The following is a 21,742-nucleotide window of genomic DNA, read 5'->3' as shown; positions in this document are numbered from 1 at the left end:
TTTTAGTTTAACAATGCCAATTATTAAAAATCATCATCGCTATAAACAGCAGGAGTGATGAGTGTCTTTTGAAAACTTACCCTTGCCGATAGGCGTGCTTGATATGCCAGTAGTGGTTTACACAGTTTGGTAGGTAAATGAATGCCTAGCATTGGTAAACGGTGCAAAAGTGGTAATAATAACACATCACACAGCCCAAACTCATCTTGCATAAAATAGTCATGACGAGCAAATAGGGGTGATAGAGTGATGAGTGAATCGGTCAAGGTTTTTTTGGCGTGGGTCGCTTCTGCTGGATTAAAGCTGTCAGGATGAGTCATCAAAATCCGCCCAAGCGAGAGCCAGTCTTGACGCAGTCGCCAAGCCAACTGACGCACTTTTGCCCGCTCTTTGGGGGTGGGTGGTAGGAGTTTATTGGCACCGTGCCGTTCTTCTAGATATTCAAAGATCACCATCAGCTCATATAATGCCAAATCCCGCCCCACAAGTACAGGTAGGGTGTTGTAAGGGTTTAGCTCGGCAAGATATTCGGGTCGCTCATCAGGGAGGTAGGCGAATTGATGATTCACGCCTTTTTCTTCTAGCAAAAACCGCACCACATGACTGTCATAGCCATCGTCACCATAGAGTAGGAACTGGGTGGGTAAAAGATGAGAAAAATCTGCCATGATATGAATGAGTCTGTTTTTGGGTGTTAAGTGTAACAAAAATTTTGGTAAAAGTGTGTAAATTTTGTCAATAAAAAAGACCGATGTGTATCGGTCTTTTTGGTCGGTGCTGGCTTATTTGACGTCTTTCCAGAATTCTTTGTTAAGTAGATATACTGGAATAAGTAGCACAAGTAAGAACAATAGTACGAATGCACCATAGACTTTACGTTCATGACGGACAGGCTCTGCCATCCATGCCATGAAGTTCACTAGGTCGCCCACACGAGCTTCATACTCTTCTTTACCAAGCTCTTTTTGCATGTTGTGTAGCACATGGGGCATGGCAGCATTGGCAAGCACTAGGTTGTTAGAACCCCAAGGACGGCTCGGGTCTTCGTAGAATGACAGTAGGTAAGTATACACCCAGTCATCGCCACGCAGACGAGTTTCTAGCGATAAATCTGGCGGTGCAGCACCAAACCATAGAGCCTGAGTATCAAGGTCAATCTTAGCAGTAATATGGTCACCGATTTGGTCGGTGGTTACCATGAGGTATTTTTCCATAAGCTCTGGTGGGATTTCCAAGTCCTTGGCAATGCGTGAATGACGCACATACTGGGCTGAGTGACAGCCCACACAGTGGTTCATAAACGTCTGAGCACCGCGTTGTAGCGAGCCTTTATTGGTTAGGTCAATGGGGGCTTTGCTACATTCTAGGGTAACTTTGGTGCCATCGGCTTCGGTGAACTCACCACAGCCGTGACCGCCTGCCGCTAGGGCAGAAGATGTTGCCATCATGCCACCTGCAAGCAGGAGACCAGCACCAAGCGATTTTAGAGTAAATGCTTTCATTAGTGACCTCCTCCTGTAACACGTTCTGGCGGTTGCTTGCATGTTTCCATAGACGTGTAGAACGGCATGAGAATGAAGTACAAGAAGTATAAAATAGTACAAATACGAGCAACTAGCGTACCTGTTGGTGTGGAAGAAACCCCGCCAAGATAACCTAAGATTAGGAAGCTAACCACAAAGACAGCTAGGGCAATCTTAGATAAAATGCCTTTATAGCGGATAGATTTCACAGGCGATTTGTCAAGCCATGGCATGACAAACAAGATGGCAATCGCACCAAACATCACAATCACACCTGGTAGAGCAGAGCCGAACATGGATGGCGTGGCACGAAGCATGGCATAAAATGGCATGTAGTACCAAACAGGAGCGATGTGAGCAGGTGTTTTTAGGGCGTTGGCAACTTCAAAGTTGGGTTTTTCTAGGAAATAACCACCACCTTCTGGGGCGAAGAATACCACGGCAAAGAAGCACATAAAGAACACCACGATACCCACCATGTCATGCACGGTATAGTAAGGATGGAAAGGTACGCCATCTAGTGGTACGCCATTTTTATCTTTAAGTTTCTTAATTTCGATACCGTCTGGGTTATTAGAGCCAACATGATGCAGAGCAACCAAGTGCATGAAAACTAGACCAACCAATACCAAAGGAATTGCCACAACATGCAGGGCAAAGAAACGGTTTAGGGTAATGCCTGAGATGATGTAGTCGCCTTTGACCCATTCAGCCAGACCATCACCGATAAAAGGAATGGCGGCAGGTAGGTTTAGAATAACCTGAGCACCCCAGAACGACATGTTGCCCCAAGGCAGTAGATAACCAAAGAAACCTTCTGCCATGAGACACAGATAAATTGCCATGCCGATGATCCAAACAAGCTCACGGGGCTTCTTGTATGAACCATACATCAGACCACGAAACATGTGTAGATAGACAACCACGAAGAAAGCGGATGCCCCTGTGGAGTGCATGTAGCGAATGAGCCAACCGCCTTTGACATCACGCATGATGTATTCAAGTGAAGCAAATGCTCCTTCGGCACTGGGGTTAAACATCATGGTTAGCCAAATACCTGTCACCAACTGATTGACAAGTACGACCATGGACAGCACGCCAAAGAAATACCAAAAGTTAAAGTTCTTTGGTGCGTAGTATTTTGACATATGGTATTCATAGGTCTCTGTCGCGGGAAAGCGAGCATCGACCCAACCCATAAATTTCTTAGCAATACTCATGATTATGCCTCCCCAACGGTCAAGATGGTGTCTTCAATCTTGTAGATAGGTACAGGTAGGTTCAAAGGTGCAGGCATGCTACTATAAACACGACCAGCTAAGTCGTACATAGAACCATGACAGGGGCAGAAGAAACCACCCATCCAGTCAGCACCACCTAAGTCCGCCACACCAACTTCGGGTCGGAACATGGGAGCACAACCTAAATGCGTACACACGCCCTCAACAACCAATATCTCAGGCTGAATGGAGCGTGTTTCGTTTTTGCAGTTGTCAGGTTGTACAGACCCGTTGGACTCAGGGTCGGCAAGCTTGGGAGCTACCTTGCTTAGGTTGGCAAGCATCTCTTCGGTACGTTTGACGACAAAGATAGGTTTGCCACGGTATTTTAACGTAATCATCTGCCCATTTTCGATGCTGGCGGTATCGGTAACAACGGCGGCACCAGCAGCTTCCGCTTTGGCACTTGGATACCAAGAACGCACAAATGGGGTGGCTATTGCACCGACACCAACCGCACCAACGGCAGCAGTGGACGCAATCAGGACTCTACGGCGTTTAACATTCACGCCTTCGGCATGGCTCATTAAAACTTCCTCCAGAAAATGAATGGGGGTTATCCCATACTGGGTGTGTGGTTATGATAAAACAGTTTTATCATAACCACATTTGCTGTGCCTATTTTTCTAAACATGACTATTTTAAGCTATTTTTGTAATAAAATAAATCGTTCTTTTACAAAGTTGTGAAAAAAATCCATAAAAATTGTCATGAATTTACAAAAAAGTTTAAAATTGTATAAAAATTATACAATACCCACTAAAATACTCAGCTTTATTTGCAACTTTATGTAAATTTTTGTTACTATTGATTAAAACAAAGAATCTATGTCATACATTAATAACAAGATTTTTTATCAATTGTGAATTTATCTAACAATGAAAAATCTATGTCAAGTTAAGTTATTTTAATCAAGAATAACGCATATAAAAAAACTCTCGAAGTTCGAGAGTTTTTTGAAAACGCAAAAATTAACGTTTTGAGAATTGTGGGCGTTTACGAGCTTTGCGTAGACCCAATTTCTTACGTTCAACTTCACGAGCGTCACGAGTCACAAAGCCAGCTGCTTTTAGGGCAGGTTTTAGCGTTTCGTCTGACTCAATCAAAGCACGAGTAATGCCGTGACGGATAGCACCTGCTTGACCGCTTGCACCACCACCAGTAACGGTGATGTATAGGTCATATTTGTCAGCAGATTCTAGAAGTTCTAGGGGCTGACGTACAACCATGCGAGAAGTCTCACGACCAAAGTATTCGTCTAGGCTCTTGCCATTGATGACGATGTTACCAGTGCCTTTTGATAAGAAGACACGAGCGGTAGAAGTCTTACGACGACCTGTTCCGTAATTCTTTTCCATGTGTATCTCCTTAGATGTCTAGTACTTTTGGGGCTTGGGCGGTATGTGGGTGTTCACTCCCTGCATACAGTTTTAGCTTTTTAATCATTGCATAGCCCAAAGGACCTTTTGGTAGCATGCCTTTAACGGCTTTGTGTAGCACGTCTTCTGGCTTGTGAGCAAGAAGTTTGGTAAAGTTGGTCTTTTTGATACCGCCAGGATAGCCTGTGTGGCGATAGTATTTTTTGTCCTGAGCTTTTTTGCCAGTAACAGCGATTTTGTCAGCATTGATGACGATGATGTAATCACCAGTATCAACGTGGGGGGTGTACGATGGCTTATGTTTGCCACGTAGACGAGAAGCAATCTCAGAGGCTAGGCGACCTAGTGTTTTGCCTTCTGCGTCCACGACATACCAGTCATGTACAACCTCAGCGGGTTTGGCGCTAATAGTAGTAGTCATATAAAACCTATTTAGTTACGTTTGAGAGTTGAACAAATAAAAAAGCCCAAAGGCTTGATTTTACTTGCTTTGTGAGTTGGGAAACGAAGGGCTCTCAAAAAACAGCGGTTATTATAACCAATCAAACACAAAAAAGCAATGAAAATTTGAGATGAATTTACAAAACAAACCAAAATAAACAATGATAAATACGCCACGATAAAAGCCATTTAAATTGGGGAAAAATGGCAGAATGGGACTTTAAAATTTTATCAAATTTTCATAAAATGATGATAAGATAGATGATGTTGTTTTATTATTTTAAAAAGTTTATTTTTAAAAAGTTCAAAGGAGACACCATGACCGCACCACACGCCCCAAAGACCGCCAAGCAAATCAGCAAGCCCAACGCCATCACACACCAAAATGCCGACACCGCTCCTAGTATTGAAAACCAAGCCATGCAGAGTGTGCTCGGACAGACCCCTGCACCGACCGATTTGCACTATATTGAACAGATTGTTGATGAATCGGGCAATTTTACCCCTGACTGCTTTATCAATCGTGATTTGTCCACACTACGGTTTCAGCTTCGAGTGTTGGCTCAGGCGACCAATCCACGCCATCCGCTGTTGGAGCGTATGTTCTTTTTGACCATTTTTTCATCAAATATGGATGAGTTTTTTGAAATTCGGGTGGCAGGGCTTATCCAAAAAATGAAAAATGGCGATAGGTCAAGCAGTCTGGACGGGCGAAAACCATCCGAGCTACTGGCGGAGGTTAGTCAGGTGGCACACCGTGCGGTCGAAGAGCAGTACCGCATCTTAAATGAAGACATCTTGCCTGAGCTTGCCAAATCGGACATCCGCTATCTTAAACGCCATGAGCTGACCGATGCCCAAAAGGCGTGGATGCGGGAGTACTTTTTTAATCAAGTGTTGCCTGTCTTGACCCCTATTAGCATTGACCCTGCACATCCATTCCCCCGAGTGGTCAATAAGTCCTTGAATTTTATCGTCAGTCTAGAAGGTAAAGATGCCTTTGGGCGGGATTTGTCGCTTGCCATCGTGCCTGCCCCACGCTCACTACCTCGTGTGATACGCCTGCCCGATGAGCTGACAGGGGGCAAAGACCACCACATCATGCTCTCAGCGGTGATTCATGAGCATGTGGGCGAGCTGTTTTTGGGCATGAAAGTCACCGGTTGTCATCAATTTAGACTCACTCGTAATGCCGACCTTGATGTGTCCGATGATGTCGAAGACCTAGCCAAGGCGTTAGAAGGTGAGCTGGATAACCGCCGTTTTGGGCATAAGGTGCGTCTAGAAGTAAGTACCAACTGTCCCAAAGAGCTGTATGAGCTACTATTAAAAGAGTTTGAGCTTGATGAGTCGCAGCTTTATCGGGTCAATGGTCCTGTGAACCTGACTCGCATGCTGACAAGTTTTGATAAGCCTGAGTTAAAATTTACCCCGTTCACGCACGCCATCCCCAAGCCATTTAAGGGTATGGAGACGGTCAAAGTCGCCAAAGACAACACGTCTATGTTTAATGTCATGAAAAACAAAGACGTGCTGGTACACCATCCTTTTGATGCGTTCACACCTGTGGTCAATCTCTTGTGGCAGGCGGCGAACGACCCTGATGTACTTGCCATCAAACAGACCATTTATCGCTCTGGCACCAACTCAGAGATTGTCCAAGCCCTAGCCGCTGCCGCTCGTAATGGCAAAGAAGTGACCGCCGTCATCGAACTGCGTGCCAGATTTGATGAAGCCAGTAACATCGCTGTCGCCAATATGCTAACCGACGCCGGAGCCATTGTGGTATATGGCGTGGTTGGTTACAAGACACACGCCAAGCTCATGCTCATCGTGCGTCGAGAAGACGGCAAAATCCGCCGTTATACTCATCTAGGCACGGGCAACTATCACGCTGGCAACGCCAAAGCCTATACCGACTATGGGCTGTTTACCGCTCACGAAGAGATTTGTGCCGATGTAGCAGGCGTGTTCGGACAGCTCACAGGCATGGGCAGGCCATTGCCATCCCATCACATCATGCACGCACCTTTTACCCTGCATGATGGACTGATACGCCTCATCGATGATGAGATTAATCATGTCAAAAACGGCAAAAAAGGGCGTATCATCCTAAAATGTAACGCCATCACCGAGCGTGGTATCATCAACAAGCTCTATGAAGCAAGCCGTGCAGGGGTAGAGATTGACCTGATTATCCGTTCCATTTGCTGTCTGCGTCCACAGGTCAAGGACTTGTCCGAGCATATCCGTGTACGCTCTATCGTGGGACGGTTCTTGGAGCATACCCGTGTCTATTATTTTTATAATGATGGCGATGAAAAGCTCTACTGTTCGAGTGCTGACTTGATGGACAGAAACCTGCTGCACCGTGTGGAAGTGGCGTTTCCGATTTTGGATGAGAGGCTCTTTAAACGCATTTATGAAGATGGGCTGATAAACTACCTTGGCGATAACGTGCAGGCGTGGGAGCTTGATGGGCGTGGCGAGTGGAATCAAGTCCATCATGATAAAGACGGCACGGACATTCACGACGCTCAGCAGTGCCTATTAGAAAAAATCTGCGAGCGTGCCTGATGGGTTGTTATTGTGGCTCGGGCAACCCTTATGCAGTGTGCTGTCAGCCTTATCATGACGGCACGCCTGCCCCTACTGCCGAGCATCTTATGCAATCAAGGTTTGGCTCTTTTTATCTAAAAAACGTGGACTATATCATCGCCACAACCGTTCCAAGCCAGCAAGATAGGCTTGACAAATCCGCCTTGCAAGCATGGGCAGACGGCATGAACTGGACACGCCTTGACGTGATAAGTCATAACAAAGTCGGCAAACGCCACGTCCAAGTGCATTTTAAGGCCTATTTTGACAATGGCGATGGCGAGCAGGTGCATGATGAATTGTCCGCTTTTGTCAAAATAGGCGAGCGGTGGTATTTTCTTGACCCAACCGTGCCTGTTATGCTGACCAACAAACAGCTGTGCCTTTGTGGTAGTGGCGAGAAGTTTAAGGTGTGTTGTGGGAGGTTTTTGCTTTAACTACCAAAATGGAGTGTGTAGGGGCGAATTATATTCGCCCAAAAATCAAAGCTTTATCATGGGGCAAATTGCCATTTGCCCCTACAAATTTTGCCAAGAGTATTGAACTTATTACATTGCATCAAAAATTATGAAAAATGAAATTTATGAAACCTATAAAGATTGGGACATGAGCCACGCAAAACGCAATCACGCCAATCCCAAAATGAGCCGATTTTTACAGGCAAAACAGGATCATGACAGCGACATTACCGCTTTACTTGATAATGATGTGTTGGAGCTTATCAAACAGCACGCCCACAATCAAAAAGACCGAGAACGTCTAAATGCCGTAATACGTTTATTGTTTGCATGATTTTTGGTGCGTTATGGAAAGTTTTTTTTAAACCAACAAAAAGGTGTATAATACGCCTTTTTCTTTTGCCGAATTTTTATAAAATATATTGTTAAACTCGACCCTGAAATCATGATGAAAAGCGACACCGTGCGTAAACGCTTTGTCAAGATTTTGGCAGGAAATTTGCGTAATGTCCTAAAACCCCTTGATGAGACGGCAGTTGTGGTTCAGCATTGGGACTATATTAAAGTGCGTCATCGCAATGAGTCGGCACGCCCCATATTGCTTGACAAATTGCAATGCACCTCAGGCATTCATCATATTCTAGAAGTCGAAGAATCGCCTTTTGCCGATTTGCATGACATTTTTGAGCAGACCTTGCCTAAGGTAAGAGAAAGCCTTGAAAACAAGAGCTTTTGCGTGCGAGTCAAAAGACGTGGCACGCACCCATTTACGTCCATGGACATCGCCAAATATGTGGGCGGTGGGCTAAATTAGGCGATAGCCAGTGCTAAGGTGCAACTTAAAAACCCTGATATTACCGTCAAAATTGAGATTGAACACGACAAAATGCTCTTTATCAAGGTACGCCATGACGGCATGGACGAATTTCCCATGAGCACCCAAGAAGACGTGTTGTCGCTTATCTCGGGTGAGTTTGATTCGGGCGTGGCAAGCTATGAGTTTATCAGACGTGGCAGTCGGGTGCATTATTTGTTCTTTAACATGGGCGGTCGCACGCATGAGATTGGCACCAAACAAATGGCGTACGAGCTGTGGGAGCGGTACAGTTCATCGCATAAGGTACGCTTTACTACGGTGGATTTTGAACCTGTGGTGGGCGAGATTTTGACTAAGATTGATGATGGTCAAATGGGCGTGGTCTTAAAGCGAATGATGATGCGTGTGGCAAGCGTGATTGCCCAAAAAAACCGCATCGAAGCGGTGGTAACGGGCGAAGCCTTGGGGTAAGTGGCAAGCCAAACGCTCACCAACCTTGCCATGATAGACAAGGCAGGCGATGTGCTGGTGTTACGCCCGCTCATCACCAAAGACAAGGCGAACATCATCGCCACGGCTGAAAAAATCGGCGCAGCAGACATCGCCAAATCCATACCTGAGTTTTGTGGAGTTATCTCAAAAAGCCCCACGGTCAAGGCGGTGGAGCATAAACTCATCGCCACCGAAAGTGAGTTTGATTTCAATGTGTTGCAAAATGCCATTGACACCGCCATGACCATTGACATTCGCACCATCAAAGACCAAGCGAGCGACATCCATGCCATTGATACGGCACACGCCATTGGCAAAGATGACGTGGTAATTGACATTCGGGCGACAGATGAGACGGACGATGACCCGCTTGGCATACCGCATATTTGTATTCCATTTTATAAACTTGCCACAGAACTTGACAAATTGGATAAAACCAAAAATTATTTTTTGTACTGCAAAAAAGGCGTGATGAGCGGTTTGCAAGCGGTGTATTTAAAGGATAAGGGGCATCAAAATGTTAAGGTGTTAAATTGTCAAACCAACCTCAATACTTTATCAAAATAAACCTCATGAGGCGTTTGCCAGTTTAAACGCTTTTTGGGTCTATGATTAAGTTCATGCACTAAGATGGCTGATTAATGGGTTTGTGAGCATAACGGTTGTCCTGATTAATTGCATTTAATGGTTTGTTGTAGATTTGTCGATGACTGTCGTACAATTGGTCTACAACGCCTTTTAAATCATACCAAAACGTTTTTATCTTGTGTATTTTTGTAAAAATGGGGTATAATCGGATTTTTGATTAATGATAGAAGGTGGCAAATGAACGCTGTACTGTTAGCGGTCATCATCATGGTAGGGCTGTCGCTTGCTCGTGTCCATGTGGTGCTAAGTTTGATTGTGGGGGCGGTTGTGGGTGGTTTGCTGGCAGGACTGCCCTTGACGGACGTAGAAAATGGGGCGACAGGCGTGCTGACGCATTTTCAAAACGGCATCAAAGGCGGGGCGGGCATTGCTTTGTCGTATGCCATGCTTGGGGCGTTTGCCATGGCGATTGCTCATTCGGGTGTACCAAAGGCGTTGGCGGATAAAGTCATCTTGGCGGTCAAAAATGCCAAAAATGGCGGTATCAAATGGGCGGTGTTTGGCGTGATTGTGCTGTTTGCTTGCCTAAGCCAGAATCTTATCCCCATTCACATTGCCTTTATTTTGCTACTTATTCCGCCACTTTTGACGGTGTTTAATGAATTAAAATTAGACAGACGGCTTATTACTTGCTTGATTACCTTTGGGCTTGTCAATACTTATATGTTTATCCCCTATGGGTTTGGCGACATATTTTTAAACGAAATTATCATGGCAAACCTTGCCAAATCAGGGCTTGATACGTCTGGCATTTCGGTAATGAAAGCGATGGCAATTCCTGCACTCGGTATGCTGACAGGGTTGCTTGTGGCGATTTTTGTAAGTTATCGTAAACCCAGAGTATATGACAATGCCAAAACCCTAACGGTAAAAGGCGATGATGTGCCTGTGGTCAATGATACCAAAATGGGCTTTAAAATCATCGTAACGCTCATCGCTATCATTGTGGCGTTTGTCATTCAACTAAAAACCGATTCGCTCGTGCTTGGCTCGTTGTCAGGTTTTGCCATTTTTATGGCGACAGGCGTGGTCGGCTGGAGTAAGGCAGACGATGTTTTTAATAACGGCATTAAGATGATGGCGATGATTGGCTTTATCATGATTACCGCCCAAGGCTTTGCTGAGGTGATGACCGCCACAGGGCATATCGAGCCACTGGTGCAGTCGGCGGTGGATTTGTTTGGGGCGAATAAGGCTCTGGCAAGTCTTGCCATGCTCATGGTGGGACTTGTGGTTACGATGGGGATTGGCTCGTCATTTTCGACCGTGCCGATTATTGCAACCATGTATGTGCCGCTTTGTATGGCGATGGGGTTTAGTCCGATGGCGACTTTGGCACTCGTTGCCACCGCAGGCGTGCTTGGGGACGCAGGTTCGCCTGCTTCTGATTCAACGCTTGGCCCTACCATGGGACTAAATGTGGACGGACAGCACGACCATATTAAGGACAGCGTGATACCGACCTTTATCCATTATAATATTCCGCTTATTGTGTTTGGGTGGGTGGCTTCGCTTGTTTTATAATCTAGGCTTGTGGGGGCGAATACAACACCCAAAAATCAATGCTTTGTCATTGGGTAAATTGCAATTTACCTTTACAAATTTATGTATAAACCGCTCCGTCACGGGGTGGTTTTTAACATCTTATCACACCCCTATCCGTTATCACCATATCCACCTCCTTATCCCATTTATTTACTGTTAAATTTTCAACCACTTGAAAATGATAACACCAACCTACCTTAACCCCACGAAAGTGAGCAAAGGTACGGTCATAAAATCCGCCCCCCATGCCAAGCCGATTGCCCTGTCTATCCACCGCCACAAGCGGGCAAATAATCATGTCTAATTTATCAGCACTTATGCCATATTTGACAAAGGGTTCTTGCATGCCAAGTCGGTGGCGTTTTAGAGGTGTTTTGGCTAATGGCAAAACAACAGGGGCAAAGCGTAAAGGCTTATTCTTAATGGTAATCGGTAAAAACGGGGTAAAACCATGCTTTTGACAAAATGCCAAAATCGGTGCGGTGGGCAATTCGCCAAAATCGTCCAGATATGGCCCAATTTTGGCATTTTTGGGTAAATGGGGCAAGAGTTTGGGTAGATGCAGACTTGCCATAAATGCAAAATTGGCACGCTGTTTGGCGGTCAAGGCTTTACGCTCTTTACGGATACGAGTACGAAGTAGGGTGTTTGGCATGAGTTTTTCCAATAAGTATTATTAAAAATGATAATGATTTATGATTGAAAATTTATGTTAATAATGATATAGTAATCTAATCATTTTAGCAGTTTTTATCCACCAAACAAGGAAAATTTATGACCGACTTTCGTATTGAAAAAGACACCATGGGCGAAGTGCAAGTTCCTGCCAATGCCTATTTTGGAGCTCAAACTCAGCGTAGCCGTGAAAATTTTAAAATCGGTGGTGAGACCTTGCCACGACCACTCATTGTCGCTATGGCAACCGTCAAAAAAGCTGCTGCTTTGACCAATGCAGGGCTTGGACGGATTGAGAGTAGTCAGCGTGATTTGATTGTGCAGGCATGTGATGAAGTGATTGCAGGCGGGCTTGTCGACCAATTTCCGCTTGTCGTGTGGCAGACAGGCTCTGGCACTCAGTCTAATATGAACATGAACGAAGTCATCGCCAACCGAGCCAATGAAATCGCAGGCAATCCAAAAGGCACTTATAAGCCCATCCACCCTAATGACCATGTCAACCACGCCCAATCCACCAACGACAGCTTCCCCACCGCCATTCGGGTGGCAGTAGCGGTTGAGATTAACCGCTCGCTTATCCCTGCCGTTAAGGCGTTGCGTGATACGCTTGCCAAAAAATCTGCCGATTTTGCAGGTATCGTCAAAATCGGACGCACCCATTTGCAAGATGCCACACCTCTTACCCTAGGACAAGAATTTAGCGGTTATGTGGCACAGCTTGATTTGGCACTGGTAAGAATTGACAACGCTTTGCAAGGCTTGTATCAGTTGCCCCTTGGTGGTACTGCTGTGGGTACAGGACTAAATAGCCACCCTGACTATGCCGTCAAATCTGCCGAAAAAATCGCTGAGCTGACGGACTTACCCTTTGTCACCGCTCCCAATAAATTTGAAGCCTTGGCAAGCCGTGATGCCGAAGTGTTTGCGTCTGGGGCATTAAAAACCTTGGCAGGTAGCTTAAACAAAATCGCCAATGACATCCGCTGGTTATCTAGTGGTCCTCGATGTGGTCTGGGTGAGATTACCATTCCTGAGAATGAGCCAGGATCATCCATCATGCCAGGCAAAGTAAATCCTACCCAGTCAGAGGCAATGACCATGGTAGTCGCTCAGGTCATGGGTAACGATGTAACGATAAACATGGCAGGGGCGAGCGGTAATTTTGAGCTTAATGTCTTCATGCCTGTCATCGGTTATAATCTACTCCAATCGATTCGCCTGCTTGCGGACGCTTGCAACAGCTTTAACGATAACTGTGCGGTAGGCATTGAACCAAATCTCGAAAAGATTGATTACTTTTTACACAATTCACTCATGCTGGTAACTGCCCTAAACCGTCATGTAGGCTATGAAAATGCTGCCAAAATTGCCAAAACTGCTTATAAAGAAAATAAAACCCTAAAACAAGTGGCGGTGGAGCTTGGATTACTAACCGAGCAAGAATTTGATGAATGGGTACGACCAGAAGACATGGTTGCACCGAAGTAACCAAAAATCAAAGGTATGTAAATAAGGGCGAGTGATTGCCCTTATTTTTTATGCAAAGTTGTTGTTTGACAAGAATAAATTTGAACTTTAATATAATTGGCATTGTTCAATAAGATACTTTGTGCAAGACGGAGCGTGTCTGAGAAATACATTTACTAGATATTTATAGTCAATCCGCTCAAAATACAACAAAGGTTTTTCATCCGTGGTGAGCTATACCTACCCATAACAAAAAACCGCTTCACCCACAGACATAGCTTAGGGCGAACGGTTTTTTGTGTAATTTTAGAGCGAGATGATGTAGTCAAGTCCTGCATGTATAAGTAAAAAACAGCAAAAACTTGGGGCTGGAGAGCCTTATAGGGTTATCGTAGTAACGTGCAATAATACCTATTATCGAGTGAGTACCGCATAGCCAAACCCCAAAACCATACAATCCCAGGAGTTATTATGACCGAAAGAAATGTAGAAGTTGGAATCGAAACCGTCAATAAGATGTTTGACCGTAAGCTGACCATTCCCGATTACCAACGCCCCTATAAATGGCAAACCAAGCACATCAAACAGCTTGTTGATGATATTTACTCCTATTTTATAAAGGATAAAACCCAAGAATGCCGTTTGGGCGTGATTGTTTTGCATAAAGATGAAGGTAAAGATGAATATAACATCGTAGACGGGCAACAGCGACTGACCAGTTTATTTTTATTGTTGTATGTATTAAATGGCAATAAAAATCCATTTGGCGAACCTAATTTTATTGACAATAAATTTAACCATAGCCAAAGTGTTGAGCATATCAAGCAAAATTATGAATACCTAGAAAGCTATGTGGCAGATTTGGGGCTTGGTGATGGTTTTAAGAACTTTATCCTTGCCAAATGTACCTTTGCAACTGTTATTTTAACCGACATCGATGAAGCCTTTCAGTATTTTGATTCGCAAAACTCTCGTGGCAAAAGTTTGGAAGCTTATGATTTGTTAAAGGCGTATCATTTAAGGCATATGCAAGGCGAATCTAATCTAAAAATAAATACAACCGTTGCAGAATGGGAGCATGCGGTAACGCACCCAATATCGCTAAAATTGATTATGAATGATATTTTGTATCGTCATCGCCGTTGGAGCAAATTTCAACACGCTGAAAAGTTTATTAAAGACAACATCAATACCTTTCAAGGCTTAAATAAAGATGAACAAAAAAACTATCCAAATCGTGCATTTGGTCAAGCACAGTACAATGATATGGCGATGACCTTTATTGATGGCGATGGGTTTTTTGAATACATCTTTTATTATCGCTGTCTGTATGATGAGCTGTTTGGCGACAATGGCAAGGTAAATAATGAAAAAATCTGCATGACCATTCAAGCCAAAGATGATGAAAGGAAAGAACCTAAACCTTTATTTAAAACCTTGCAAACCAATACTGGACGAGTAGGCGATTTTTATCTATTTACGCTGTTTCGCATTATGGTCATGGCATATTATGACAAATTTGGCGATTATGGGCTTGAGCAAGCGGTTAGAAAAATTGCCCAATGGGTATACTGTCTAAGATTGAGCCAAACTAGGATTTCATTTGCTACCATTGAAAATTATGCAATGAAAGATTTTGGTTATAAAGATGATGAGCAAACCGAGCTAAATAGCCTATATCATACCATTTGCCTTACCCAAAGAGCCGATGAGATATTAAATTTTAGAATAGCAAACATTGATCACGATTTTAAAAGTGCTGATGGGTATTTAATGCCCTTTTTAAAAGAGTTTACTAGCAACTAATGGAGAATACAATGACCAACCAATCTAACAATGATAGCAATGCAATTGAATATTTATCCGTCAAAAAACTTTTTGATGGCGATAATCGCTATGTCATTCCCATTTATCAGCGTAATTTGCATGGGATATAGAAGAAGTAGTTCAGCTGATTAGCGACATCAAAAATCATGATGGCAACAATTATTATCTTGGGGCTTTGACGGTTAAAAAGCGTGCAGATAATGATTTTGAAGTCATTGATGGGCAACAAAGATTGACCACGCTGTTTTTGATTTTATCGGTTCTTAATCATTCTTTTGAATCAAATCTGTCTTTTGAACATCGCCAAAATTCAAGCGATGAGCTTAATATCATCAAACAACAAAGCGAATTAAATAGCGATAGTCAAATTGCCAAAGTTTATAGTTATCTGATTAAGAATAAAGACAGTCTATTTGATATAAAAGATGGAAACGCAGATGATTACTGGCAAGCCATTTGGAAAAATGTTCAAATCATGCAAGTAGAACTGCCCGACAATGTTGACCTAAATCAATATTTTGAACGCATGAATAACCGTGGCGAGCAGTTAGAACAGCATGAAGTCATCAAGGCAAAATTGATGAGCAAGTTAGATATTGATGACAGAGCGGTTTTTTCTGCCATTTGGAATGCTTGTTCGGACATGAGTCGTTATGCGGTGTCGTCTTTTGAGCCTAAATTGCGAGACGCTTTATTTTTCCCCAATGATAAAATAGATGAGAGTGGTAAAAAAATAGATGAAGGAGAATATTTTGCTTTTTATCAATTGGATGAGTTTGACAAGTTGCGAGATAAATATAAAACGGTTTATTCTAAAAAAACCGATGATAAATCGCAAGAGAATCAAGAGAGTATAGAATCAAGTGGTACGGTTTCAACTGAAAATATGCCTACTTTAGAGAATATTTTACAAAAAAAGAAAATAATTTTTAATAGTGATGACAATCAAAAAGGTGATGGGGAGCGTTTTACTTCCATCATTGATTTTCCAAACTTTTTAGCACAGGTGTTGTATTTATTCTTAAAAGATAAACATTGCATTAACGCTGATATACATCGCTTAGACGCAGGTAATTTAAATAAACAATTTGATGAAGCGGGCTTATACGGCAATGAAGATAGAATCAAAAAATTTGGCGTGCATTTATTAAACATCCGCTTATTATTTGACCGTTATGTGATTAAACACGATGGGCATGAAAGCAAGGATGATTGGTGTATCTATACTTATCAATGGCTCAAAAAAGATAAAAAAAATGATTTTAGAAATACTTTTGATAAAGAAAACTCTAAAATTATTATGCTACAAACCATGTTTCATTACTCATTTCCAGCCAGAAACTATAAATATTGGCTATTTGCCTATTTAAAATGGCTAAATGATGAAAGTCGAAAAAAACTGGAAAAACACGAGGCGGATGGCTGTGCGTTTAAGCTGCCTGCCAATGAGCATATTAAGTTTTTGGAACAGTTGTGTGATAAATTTTATTTTAATCGCTTTTATCAGAATGATTTTTCAAAAGAATATTTTGATATTATTTACAATCAAGAAGTTTTGGTTTTAAATTTAAGTCATGATGATAAAAGATGTGCTTTCCTAAATACAGGCACGGCTGTGGAGAACTTTATATTTAATCGTTTGGATTATATTTTGTGGCGTAAGCAAGGCAGATGGTGTTGGCGAAATGATGAAAATTTTAAAACAGGCGTAGATTTATCAAAATTCTTAAAAGAATTTAAATTCACTTCCAGAAATTCGGTGGAGCATTATTATCCGCAAAATCCAATCAATGGTGAAAAATTATCAGACAATGATGATGAGAATGGAAAAATTCTTAATAATTTTGGCAATCTGTGCTTAATCAATCATAGCCAAAATTCATCATTAAGCAACAGAATGCCCGATGAAAAAAAGTCAGGCTATAAAGACAATGTTGCTCGTCATCAGTCTGTCAGCATCAAGCAATTGCTGATGTTTACCTATAAGGTGTGGGATAAAAACACCATTCAAGAACACGGTGAAAAAATGATTCAGCTTTTAAATGAGAAAATTTCTACATAGATAATAATTTATCATCTTATAAAATAGCCCATTTTTAGGCTATTGGGGGAGAACATGACTTACCAGATCCAAGCTCTAACTTGGCGTGGCGGTATGCCATATCAACAGGACGCTGTCCTTGTCAATACCAAGATTTATCAGCATAAGGGTGTTATCTCAGCGCTTGGCGAATGCGATGATTTTTGTGTGGCGGTGGCGGATGGCGTGGCAGTCAGCCCCAAGTCAGACATCACATCACGCACGCTGCTTCAACTTGTGCAGACTATGTATGATGAGCAAGGGGCGGTGGATTTTGACGGTTTGCAACATCGGCTAAATGACACATTTGGCGGATAAGGCGGGCTTTGATGGTGGTAGTAGTACGCTGGTGTGTGCCTACACTGATAATGACAGCGTGATGATTAAGCATTTGGGCGACAGTCGGGCGTATTCATATCGTAATGGTTGGCATTGCCTGACCAAGGATCATAGCTTTATTGATGAACTAAAAGCACAGGATTTGGCAGATGATAGCGATCATGCCAGCTGTTATGGGGCGCTGACAGGATATTTTTGTGTTGATGGCTTGGGTGATGACTCAGCTGTGGCAATGGTAAGCCATCAAAACATCAATCTACAGGCGGGCGAATGTTTGCTCTTATGCAGTGATGGCTTTTCTGATGTGCTGAAAGGTAATTTTTTGCCAATAACAAAAGATCTGCCACTAAAAGAATGGTTAAATGACAGCATCAAACAGCTAAAACAAGCTGGTTCAAAGACACAACTTGATAACGTCAGCGTGATTGTGGTGCGATGCATGGCATGAGTGTGATGGTCTTGATGGTGTGACTTGCAGAGTGTTGTTTTTACCTTGAAATTATCATTGAATTTAGCGATAATGTAACGCTAAATCTTAACAATAATAATACCATGACCGAGCCAATCACCCCAACCGTATCGAACCATGCAGAGCAATCAGCATCGTCAACTACAAAACGCAAAAAACCCAGACGTTCCCAAGAAGACATCATGGCAAATGCTTTTTTAAAGGCGGTTTTCCTTCCAGTAAAAAAAGCCATGATGATGGCTTACTTGCTTGATATTACCAGTGTCATTGTGCTGGTGGGGCAGGCGTGTGTACTTGTGTGGCTCTTTGATGGGTGGCTGACGAGCTTTGTGCAGGGCGTACCGCTCCCTGATAGGGTAACAGGTAGTGGCTTGCTTTTTAATTTGGGACTGCTGTTTGGGTGTTTGGCGGTACGCATTGCCATCGGCTATGGGCGTGATGTTTTGCTAAGCCATGCAGGGCTAACCGTTGCCAAATCGGTGAGACAACGCCTATTTGTCAAATTGGGTGAGCTTGGGCAGGCAAGGCGTGATTTTGGGGCGGACGGGGCATTGGCAAGTAAAATCATCGATGAGCCTGACCATTTGGTTGGTTATGCTCGCTTTCACGTCCAAAAGATGACCGCCGTTACCACGCCTTTGATTTTGGCGGGGTGCGTGGCGTTTTATAGTGTAACCTCAGCATTGGTATTACTGCTTACCGCACCGCTTGTGCCGATTTTTATGGCATTTATCGGTATCGCCACCACTCGTAAAAGCCGTGAGCAGATGGATGCCTTGGCACAGCTTGGGGGGCGATTCTTAGACTGGATTCGTGGGGTGAATACCTTGTCACGACTCGGGGCGGTGGACATTGCCGTATCAGACATCGCTAACAGCTCAGAAGATTACCGCAAACGCACGATGGACGTGTTAAAAATCGCCTTTTTAAACAGTGCGGTGTTGGAATTCTTATCCGCCTTATCCATTGCATTGGTGGCGGTGTACTTAGGCTTTGGCTTGATGGGAATTTTACCGTGGGGTAAGGGGCAGGTACTGACAGGCTATGGCACGGCGTTATTTATCCTACTGCTTGTGCCAGAGTTTTATGCTCCGCTACGCCGATTGGGGGCAGAGTATCATGTCAAAGGGCAAGCGGTGGCGTGTGCCAAGGCAATCGCTCCCATGCTAAATTTTAAAGCCAAAACAGGGGGCGATGTGGCGATAAGTCTTGATAGTCCGCCCGCTTTTCATCTTAATAACATTACGGCATTTGGCGATGATGGACGAGTGCGATTATCGCCCATCAGTCTAACCTTTGATGCAGGCAAATGCACCGCCTTGATGGGGGCAAGTGGTGTGGGTAAATCCACGATATTACAAATCCTACTTGGCTTTGGCGACTTTGCTGGTGATGTGGTCATTCACACTGATGGCAGGGCGGTGCGGTATGACGAGCTTGATATGAATATGCTAAGAACACAGCTTGGCTATCTGTCGCAGACCACGCCATTATTGCCAATCTCTATCGCGGATAATCTACGCCTTGCCAAACCGTCCGCCACCGATGATGAACTGGTGCAGGTGCTAAACGATGTCGCCCTGTGGGACATCATCAGTCAGTTGCCAGATGGCATCAATACCGTGCTTGCTGAGCGTGGCGGTGGACTATCAGGCGGTCAAGGCAGGCGGCTTGCCATTGCTCAGTTATTATTGCAAAATGCCAAAGTATGGCTACTTGATGAGCCGACCGAGCATTTAGACAGCGAGACGGCAGAGAAAATTAAGGCGTTATTATCTCGTGTGAGTGTCGGCAAGACCGTGATTTGGGTAACGCACGATGGGGCAGGGGTGGACTTTGATGTCGTTCATGACTTGACGGCATTGTATGAGCAAAAACAACAAAAGGCGGTGCAACATGGCTAATCAACCAAGCAGACGCCCATTTCGCCTAAGAGAGTTATTACTTAGCCAAAAGCTTCTGTGGCTCATCGCATGGCTGTTAGGCATAGCGACGGTATTGTCGGTACTGGGACTGGTCATGCTCTCAGGGTGGTTTATCACGATGGCAGGCGTGGCAGGGGTGCTGGCGGTGGGATCGCACGCCTTTAATTATCTTATGCCGTCTGCCATCATTCGTGGTTTTGCTATCGTGCGAACCTTTGCCCGTTATGGCGATTTGATGGTGTCGCACCATGCGGTGTTTGGGCTACTTCGTGATTTGCGAGTGAAGTTCTTTTCGCATTGGGCGAGACTGCCGTTATCGGTGCGACTGCAAAAGGGCGGTAGTAGCGAGACCATGCAAAGGCTGGTCAAAGACATTGACACGCTGGACGAATTTCCACTGCGAGTGGTGTCGCCCTTTGTGGTGGCGGTCGTGGCGGTGGCGGTGTTGTCGCTTATAGTGTCTGTGATGATGCCGACAGCGTGGATTGCTGTGCTACATATGGGGCTGGCACTCATCATTGCGGTCATGACCTTATATAAAGGTGTGCAACTGGCACGGCGTGAGAGTGAGCTTGTGGTGCTACGCAAAAGCAAACTCATCAACACCTTGCCCGCCCTAACCGCTCTCATCACATGGGGCAGATGGCAGGACAGCGTGCGTGAGCTTAGTGAGTATGATGAGCGACATCATCAGCTGACGATGGCGACCCTGCGAGCCAGACGTAACGCCCAAGCACTCATTCAGCTTATCATTGCGTTGGCGGTGGTGCTACTGCTACTGACGGCAGGGCGGATTTTTGAGCAGGGCATTACCCCCTTTGTAGTGGCAACGCTAAACAGTCATACCGCCCTAAATCCTGCCATGGTGCTTGCCTTGACGCTTGGGGTGTTTGGGCTGATGGAGATAATCTCGGCACTGGTGGGTGAGCCGCTTGCATATGGTAGAAGTGTCAATGCCAAAGCACGTATCAATGAGCTGATGAGTGTAGACAGCACGCCCCAAAAACAGCCGATAGATGACAATCCAACCCTTATCCTAAAAGACTTATCCATAAAAATGCCGTCTGCCATCATGAGTGTGGACGGCATCTGTGCCACGCTCACCCCAACCACGCCCACGTTCATCATGGGGGCATCAGGGGCGGGCAAATCGACACTGCTTGCCACGCTGGCAGGGGAAGTGCCACGCATGAGTGGCGAGATGGTGGTGCGGACATCAGCTCTTTGTGATGTAGACATGGATAACGTGGATTTTGGTCGCTCGTTTGGCTTTTTGGGGCAAAACGTGGACATCTTTGACCAAAGTCTTGCCGACAACCTACGACTGGGTAAGCCGTCAGCGACTGATGATGAGCTGTGGGCGGTGCTTGATAAAGTGGGTCTGTCCGACTGGGCAAAGCACCAGCCCAAAGGATTAGATACGCCACTTGGCGAGTACGGCATGGCGATATCAGGCGGTCAAGGTCGGCGTGTGGCACTGGCTCGTCTGCTTCTATCACCCAAAAAAGTGCTGTTATTAGATGAGCCATTTGCAGGGCTAGATAGCACCACTCGTCATCAGGTATGGCAGAGCTTGACGGACATGCAACAAGCAGGCGAGATTAGCGTACTTGCCATTGCCACGCACCAAATATGGGACGAGATGGGCGATGTGAATGTGGTGCGTGTGGGGTGATTAAGCAGGGTGGTTTTAAATGGGATTTAACCATCAAAAAAGGGTAAGTCATCTTGCCCTTTTTGATTGTCTGATATACACCTAACCAACTTGATATTTAC

The 21,742-nt window shown here is 44.4% G+C and carries 20 protein-coding genes and 1 pseudogene; 14 read left to right on the top strand and 7 right to left on the bottom strand.

Annotation, left to right across the window (positions count from 1 at the left end):
• Positions 1 to 23 precede the first annotated feature (23 nt).
• The 6 genes from B0182_RS01005 to rplM all read right to left on the bottom strand — a co-directional run bounded on the left by B0182_RS01005 (position 24) and on the right by rplM (position 4,603).
• Positions 24 to 668, bottom strand: a complete 645-nt coding sequence (locus B0182_RS01005) for a glutathione S-transferase N-terminal domain-containing protein (protein ID WP_078273151.1) — start codon at positions 666 to 668, stop codon at positions 24 to 26.
• Positions 669 to 782: 114 nt separating this feature from the next.
• Positions 783 to 1,502, bottom strand: a complete 720-nt coding sequence (locus B0182_RS01000) for a cytochrome c1 (RefSeq protein ID WP_078273150.1) — start codon at positions 1,500 to 1,502, stop codon at positions 783 to 785.
• Positions 1,502 to 2,722, bottom strand: coding sequence for a cytochrome b (locus B0182_RS00995; RefSeq protein ID WP_029102508.1), 1,221 nt, complete (start codon positions 2,720 to 2,722; stop codon positions 1,502 to 1,504). Before B0182_RS00995 ends, B0182_RS01000 begins: the two co-directional genes overlap by 1 nt.
• A gap of 23 nt (positions 2,723 to 2,745) precedes the next feature.
• A complete protein-coding gene (gene petA / locus B0182_RS00990) occupies positions 2,746 to 3,330 on the bottom strand; it encodes a ubiquinol-cytochrome c reductase iron-sulfur subunit (RefSeq protein WP_078273149.1) in 585 nt (194 codons plus the stop codon).
• A gap of 444 nt (positions 3,331 to 3,774) precedes the next feature.
• Positions 3,775 to 4,161, bottom strand: coding sequence for a 30S ribosomal protein S9 (gene rpsI / locus B0182_RS00985; RefSeq protein ID WP_062500901.1), 387 nt, complete (start codon positions 4,159 to 4,161; stop codon positions 3,775 to 3,777).
• A gap of 10 nt (positions 4,162 to 4,171) precedes the next feature.
• Positions 4,172 to 4,603: a 50S ribosomal protein L13 gene (gene rplM, locus B0182_RS00980; RefSeq protein ID WP_078273148.1), complete on the bottom strand. Its 432-nt coding sequence runs from the start codon at positions 4,601 to 4,603 to the stop codon at positions 4,172 to 4,174.
• 338 nt (positions 4,604 to 4,941) lie between these two features.
• Here rplM and ppk1 point away from each other — a divergent pair, with 338 nt between their 5' ends.
• The 7 genes and pseudogenes from ppk1 to B0182_RS00955 all read left to right on the top strand — a co-directional run bounded on the left by ppk1 (position 4,942) and on the right by B0182_RS00955 (position 11,160).
• Entirely contained in the window at positions 4,942 to 7,200 is a 2,259-nt protein-coding gene (ppk1, locus tag B0182_RS00975) for a polyphosphate kinase 1 (protein ID WP_410173922.1), read from the top strand.
• Positions 7,200 to 7,658: a YchJ family protein gene (locus tag B0182_RS00970; RefSeq protein WP_078273147.1), complete on the top strand. Its 459-nt coding sequence runs from the start codon at positions 7,200 to 7,202 to the stop codon at positions 7,656 to 7,658. Before ppk1 ends, B0182_RS00970 begins: the two co-directional genes overlap by 1 nt.
• A gap of 169 nt (positions 7,659 to 7,827) precedes the next feature.
• Entirely contained in the window at positions 7,828 to 8,013 is a 186-nt protein-coding gene (locus B0182_RS00965; protein WP_158079587.1) for a hypothetical protein, read from the top strand.
• A gap of 72 nt (positions 8,014 to 8,085) precedes the next feature.
• Positions 8,086 to 8,493 (top strand): THUMP domain-containing protein, encoded by a 408-nt coding sequence (locus tag B0182_RS14585; protein WP_410173940.1) that lies wholly within the window; start codon positions 8,086 to 8,088, stop codon positions 8,491 to 8,493.
• A gap of 72 nt (positions 8,494 to 8,565) precedes the next feature.
• Positions 8,566 to 9,186: pseudogene (locus tag B0182_RS14580) on the top strand (tRNA sulfurtransferase); the annotation flags it as partial.
• A 42-nt stretch (positions 9,187 to 9,228) separates the two neighbouring features.
• Positions 9,229 to 9,555 (top strand): thiazole biosynthesis protein, encoded by a 327-nt coding sequence (thiI, locus tag B0182_RS14730; protein WP_228157850.1) that lies wholly within the window; start codon positions 9,229 to 9,231, stop codon positions 9,553 to 9,555.
• A gap of 258 nt (positions 9,556 to 9,813) precedes the next feature.
• Positions 9,814 to 11,160 carry a Na+/H+ antiporter family protein gene (locus B0182_RS00955; protein ID WP_078273145.1) on the top strand — a complete coding sequence of 449 codons (1,347 nt, stop codon included), beginning with the start codon at positions 9,814 to 9,816 and terminating at the stop codon, positions 11,158 to 11,160.
• Between the two features lie 112 nt (positions 11,161 to 11,272).
• On the opposite strand, the gene B0182_RS00950 is transcribed toward B0182_RS00955, so the two are convergent.
• The gene (locus B0182_RS00950) at positions 11,273 to 11,836 is read right to left on the bottom strand and encodes a 5-formyltetrahydrofolate cyclo-ligase (RefSeq protein WP_078273144.1); all 564 of its coding nucleotides are present in this window, start codon (positions 11,834 to 11,836) and stop codon (positions 11,273 to 11,275) included.
• Between the two features lie 119 nt (positions 11,837 to 11,955).
• Between B0182_RS00950 and fumC the strand changes: the two genes are divergently transcribed.
• From fumC to B0182_RS00915, 7 genes are all read left to right on the top strand, one after another.
• Positions 11,956 to 13,347: a class II fumarate hydratase gene (gene fumC / locus B0182_RS00945; RefSeq protein WP_078273143.1), complete on the top strand. Its 1,392-nt coding sequence runs from the start codon at positions 11,956 to 11,958 to the stop codon at positions 13,345 to 13,347.
• 450 nt (positions 13,348 to 13,797) lie between these two features.
• The gene (locus tag B0182_RS00940) at positions 13,798 to 15,132 is read left to right on the top strand and encodes a DUF262 domain-containing protein (protein WP_078273142.1); all 1,335 of its coding nucleotides are present in this window, start codon (positions 13,798 to 13,800) and stop codon (positions 15,130 to 15,132) included.
• A gap of 127 nt (positions 15,133 to 15,259) precedes the next feature.
• A complete protein-coding gene (locus tag B0182_RS00935; protein WP_228157849.1) occupies positions 15,260 to 17,215 on the top strand; it encodes a DUF262 domain-containing protein in 1,956 nt (651 codons plus the stop codon).
• A gap of 54 nt (positions 17,216 to 17,269) precedes the next feature.
• Entirely contained in the window at positions 17,270 to 17,551 is a 282-nt protein-coding gene (locus tag B0182_RS00930; protein WP_078273140.1) for a hypothetical protein, read from the top strand.
• Positions 17,532 to 18,020: a PP2C family protein-serine/threonine phosphatase gene (locus B0182_RS00925; protein WP_078273139.1), complete on the top strand. Its 489-nt coding sequence runs from the start codon at positions 17,532 to 17,534 to the stop codon at positions 18,018 to 18,020. Before B0182_RS00930 ends, B0182_RS00925 begins: the two co-directional genes overlap by 20 nt.
• A 104-nt stretch (positions 18,021 to 18,124) precedes the next feature.
• The gene (gene cydD / locus B0182_RS00920) at positions 18,125 to 19,945 is read left to right on the top strand and encodes a thiol reductant ABC exporter subunit CydD (RefSeq protein ID WP_115370176.1); all 1,821 of its coding nucleotides are present in this window, start codon (positions 18,125 to 18,127) and stop codon (positions 19,943 to 19,945) included.
• Complete coding sequence (locus B0182_RS00915; protein ID WP_078273138.1) at positions 19,938 to 21,641, top strand: amino acid ABC transporter ATP-binding/permease protein; 1,704 nt, start codon at positions 19,938 to 19,940, stop codon at positions 21,639 to 21,641. Before cydD ends, B0182_RS00915 begins: the two co-directional genes overlap by 8 nt.
• Positions 21,642 to 21,742: the final 101 nt, after the last annotated feature.

Origin of the sequence: Moraxella bovis, assembly GCF_002014975.1 — a bacterium.
Classification (GTDB): domain Bacteria; phylum Pseudomonadota; class Gammaproteobacteria; order Pseudomonadales; family Moraxellaceae; genus Moraxella; species Moraxella bovis.
The sequence above is the reverse complement of the archived record's forward strand: the minus strand, read 5'-3'. Positions and strand labels throughout refer to the sequence as shown.

Excerpts from the sequence above, each read along its gene's own strand:
- fumC (WP_078273143.1), top strand. The coding sequence starts at position 11,956 with ATGACCGACTTTCGTATTGAAAAAGACACCATGGGCGAAGTGCAAGTT.
- B0182_RS01000 (WP_078273150.1), bottom strand. The coding sequence starts at position 1,502 with ATGAAAGCATTTACTCTAAAATCGCTTGGTGCTGGTCTCCTGCTTGCA.
- B0182_RS00965 (WP_158079587.1), top strand. The coding sequence starts at position 7,828 with ATGAGCCACGCAAAACGCAATCACGCCAATCCCAAAATGAGCCGATTT.
- B0182_RS00950 (WP_078273144.1), bottom strand. The coding sequence starts at position 11,836 with ATGCCAAACACCCTACTTCGTACTCGTATCCGTAAAGAGCGTAAAGCC.
- B0182_RS00940 (WP_078273142.1), top strand. The coding sequence starts at position 13,798 with ATGACCGAAAGAAATGTAGAAGTTGGAATCGAAACCGTCAATAAGATG.
- B0182_RS00930 (WP_078273140.1), top strand. The coding sequence starts at position 17,270 with ATGACTTACCAGATCCAAGCTCTAACTTGGCGTGGCGGTATGCCATAT.
- rpsI (WP_062500901.1), bottom strand. The coding sequence starts at position 4,161 with ATGGAAAAGAATTACGGAACAGGTCGTCGTAAGACTTCTACCGCTCGT.
- B0182_RS01005 (WP_078273151.1), bottom strand. The coding sequence starts at position 668 with ATGGCAGATTTTTCTCATCTTTTACCCACCCAGTTCCTACTCTATGGT.
- B0182_RS00995 (WP_029102508.1), bottom strand. The coding sequence starts at position 2,722 with ATGGGTTGGGTCGATGCTCGCTTTCCCGCGACAGAGACCTATGAATAC.
- B0182_RS00915 (WP_078273138.1), top strand. The coding sequence starts at position 19,938 with ATGGCTAATCAACCAAGCAGACGCCCATTTCGCCTAAGAGAGTTATTA.
- B0182_RS00925 (WP_078273139.1), top strand. The coding sequence starts at position 17,532 with ATGACACATTTGGCGGATAAGGCGGGCTTTGATGGTGGTAGTAGTACG.
- thiI (WP_228157850.1), top strand. The coding sequence starts at position 9,229 with ATGACCATTGACATTCGCACCATCAAAGACCAAGCGAGCGACATCCAT.
- ppk1 (WP_410173922.1), top strand. The coding sequence starts at position 4,942 with ATGACCGCACCACACGCCCCAAAGACCGCCAAGCAAATCAGCAAGCCC.
- B0182_RS00955 (WP_078273145.1), top strand. The coding sequence starts at position 9,814 with ATGAACGCTGTACTGTTAGCGGTCATCATCATGGTAGGGCTGTCGCTT.
- petA (WP_078273149.1), bottom strand. The coding sequence starts at position 3,330 with ATGAGCCATGCCGAAGGCGTGAATGTTAAACGCCGTAGAGTCCTGATT.
- cydD (WP_115370176.1), top strand. The coding sequence starts at position 18,125 with ATGACCGAGCCAATCACCCCAACCGTATCGAACCATGCAGAGCAATCA.
- rplM (WP_078273148.1), bottom strand. The coding sequence starts at position 4,603 with ATGACTACTACTATTAGCGCCAAACCCGCTGAGGTTGTACATGACTGG.
- B0182_RS00970 (WP_078273147.1), top strand. The coding sequence starts at position 7,200 with ATGGGTTGTTATTGTGGCTCGGGCAACCCTTATGCAGTGTGCTGTCAG.